Source organism: Inquilinus sp. (assembly GCF_039594555.1).
Lineage (GTDB): Bacteria > Pseudomonadota > Alphaproteobacteria > DSM-16000 > Inquilinaceae > Inquilinus.
Window position 1 is genome coordinate 1 of the sequence record NZ_JBCNNF010000607.1, and the last position, 3068, is coordinate 3068.

2 protein-coding genes are annotated in these 3068 nt (G+C 71.2%); both read right to left on the bottom strand.

Annotated elements, in window-relative coordinates; genetic code table 11:
- Positions 1-2153, bottom strand: a 2153-nt coding sequence (locus tag ABDW35_RS34880) for an ATP-binding cassette domain-containing protein (RefSeq protein ID WP_343718434.1), incomplete at its 3' end; no start/stop codon positions are given.
- 29 nt (positions 2154-2182) lie between these two features.
- Positions 2183-3068: sugar ABC transporter substrate-binding protein (locus ABDW35_RS34885; protein WP_343718435.1), on the bottom strand; the 886-nt coding region annotated here is incomplete at its 5' end.

Genomic DNA, 3068 nt, shown 5'->3' on the forward strand with positions numbered 1-3068 from the left:
GCCGGCCGCACCAGGCCCAGCGCCGACCGGGCGCGGATCCAGGCCAGGGTGACGTTGTCCTGGATCGACATCGGCCCGACGAAGCCTTCGAGATGCCGGTCCTCCGGCACATAGGCGACGCCCAGCGCATTGGCCCGGCGGGCATCGCCGGCCGGCAGGTCGGCGCCGCCGATCCGGATCGTGCCGGCGCGGTGGGCGGACAGGCCGGCGATGCAGCGCATCACCTCGGACCGGCCGCTGCCCATCAGCCCGGCCAGGGCCACCACCTCGCCCGCATGCACGGTCAGGCTGGCCGAGCGCAGCAGGCCGCCATCGGCGATGCCGTCGACCGCCACCAGCAGGTCGCCGCGCGGCACCGGCCGATGCGGGAAGACGTTGCCGATGTCGCGGCCGACCATCATCCCGATCAGCGCCGGCTCGTCGAGGTCGCGGATCGCGCGGTCGCCGACGAATCGGCCGTCGCGCAGCACCACGGCGCGGTCGGCCAGGGTGAAGATCTCCTCCATCTTGTGCGAGATGTAGAGGATGGCGCAGCCGATCCCCTTCATCCGGCCGATCAGCTCGTAGAGGCGGTCGCGCTCGCGGGTCGACAGGGCGCTGGTCGGCTCGTCCATGATCACCAGCCAGGCCTCGGACAGCATCGACTTGGCGATCTCGACCATCTGGCGCTGGCCGACGCTCAGCGTGCCGACCCGGTCGTCGGGCCGCAGGCCGAGGCCGAACTGGTCGATCACCTCCTGCGCCTTGCGCCGCATCTCGGCCCGGCGCAGGGCGACGCGGCCCGGCTCGCGCCCCAGGAACAGGTTCTCGGCCACGGTCAGGTCGGGCACCAGGCTGAAATGCTGGTGGATCACGGCGATGCCGGCGGCCGCCGCCTCCGCCGGGGTGCGCAGCCGCACCGGACGGCCGTCGAGGATCAGCCCGCCCTCATCCGGCTGGTGGACGCCGGACAGGCATTTCACCAGGGTCGACTTGCCGGCGCCGTTCTCGCCCGCCAGCGCCACCACCTCGCCGGCGCGGATGTCGAAGGCCACGCCCTCCAGCGCCTTGACGCCGGGGAACAGCTTGCCGAGGCCGACGACGCGCAGCTCGTGCCGGTCCAGCCGGCGCGGCACGGCCTGAGCCGCCTCCTCCGCCGTGTGGGCGGCGCGGCTGCGGCGGCGCCATTTCGCCACCGTCGCGGCCAGCCGGTCGCGCTGGCTCAGCAGCACCGCGAACAGCACGAGGCCGCCGGTGACGATATAGATCGCCTGCTGCGGCACCTGCAGGAAGGACAGGCCGGTGTTGATGGCGCCGAGCAGCAGTGCGCCCAGCGCCGTGCCGGTGACGCTGCCCTCGCCGCCCGACAGCTTGGTGCCGCCGACGATGGCGGCGGTGATCGCCGCGAATTCCAGGCCGGTGCCGGCCAACGGCTGGGCCGAGCCGAGCCGGCCGATGATGACCACGGCGCCGAGCCCGGCCGATGCGCCGGCCAGGACATAGGTCAGGGTCTGCACGGTGCGGACCGGGATCAGCGAGGCCCGGGCCGCGCCGGCATTGCCGCCGACGGCGAAGATCCAGCGGCCCAGCACCGTCCGGTGCAGCAGCACCCACCAGCCGGCGAGCAGCAGCAGCGCCAGCAGCAAGGAGGCGGGGAAACCGGCAATATCGGCACCGCCGGCCCAGAGTAGGACCGGGCTGTCGACCGGGATGCTGGAGGCGCCGGACAGGCTGAGCGCCGCGCCCTTTCCCGCCGCCAGCGTCGCCAGGGTGGCGATGAACGGGCTGATGCCGATGGCGCTGATCAGCAGGCCGTTGATCAGCCCGATGGCGCCACCCGCGGCCAGCGCCGCCAGGATGCCGAGCAGCGGCGACCCGGTGGCGCCATAGGCCTGCGCGGCGACGATGCCGGAGATCGCCAGCGTGCTGCCGACCGAGATGTCGATGCCGCGGGCGATGATCACCGCGGTCATGGCGAAGCCGACGATGGCGATCACCGCCGTCTGCTGGCCGATCGAGACGAGGTTGGCGAAGGACAGGAAGCCGGGCCCGGCGAGGCCGAAGCCGGCCAGCACCAGCAGGATCAGCCCGGCCAGCACCAGGTCGTTGCCGAAGCCCGCGCCGGCCAGCGACAGGCGCCGCGCCGCGGCGGCATCCGCCGGTTTCGGAGGCATGACTCGCTCCCTGTCCTTTGCCCCTCCTGTCACTGGCCGACAGTCATGGCGGAGGTCGGCTGCTTCGGCCCCAGCTGCTCGGTATAGGCCTTGGCCGCCTTGGTCGCGGCTTCGGGCGTGATGTGCTCGAATTTCAGCCCCTTGCCGGCCAGCGCCTGGGCAGTGGCGTCGGAGGTGACGAAATAGGTCGGCATGTACAGGTCCTTGGGCAGGCTCTCGCCCTTGGCCAGCCTTGCCGCGACAGCGATGTTCCAATAGCCGACGCGATAGGCGCCGGTCAGGACATCCATCACCATCGACCCGTCCTCGAGCAGCGGGTGCATCTCCTCGTCGCCGTCATAGCCGGCATAGAGCAGCTTGCGGTCCATCGCCTGGGCCACGGCGCTGGCGGCCAGGCACATCGAATCCGAGATGCAGCCCACGGCCTTCAGGTCGGGGTAGGTGGTCAGCCAGGTCTGCGCCGCATCGGTGGCCTTGGCCGAATCCCAGCCGGTGGGCTGGATGCCGACCAGCTTGATGTTCGGGAACTCCTTGGCCAGGGTCTCGGTGAAGGCCTTCTCACGGGTATCGGAGACGAAGTTGCCGCGGGTGCCGACCAGCAGGCCGACCTCGCCCTCGCCGCCCAGGGTCTGGCCCAGCGCCCGGGCCACCATCGACATGTTCTCCTGGTCCGGATACAGGGTCGAGGTGTTCCAGCCGCCCTCGACCTTGTTGCCCATGGTGATCACCGGGATCTTGGCGGCCTCGGCCTTCTTGATCACCGGCAGCAGGGCATTCTTGTCCAGCGGGTCGACCAGGATCGCGTCGACCTTCTGGTTGATGAAGTTCTCGATGATGGCGACCTGCTTCTCCAGGCTGCCTTCGGCGCTCTGCCAGGTCGCCTTGACGCCGTAGTCCGTGGCCGCGGTGTCGCCC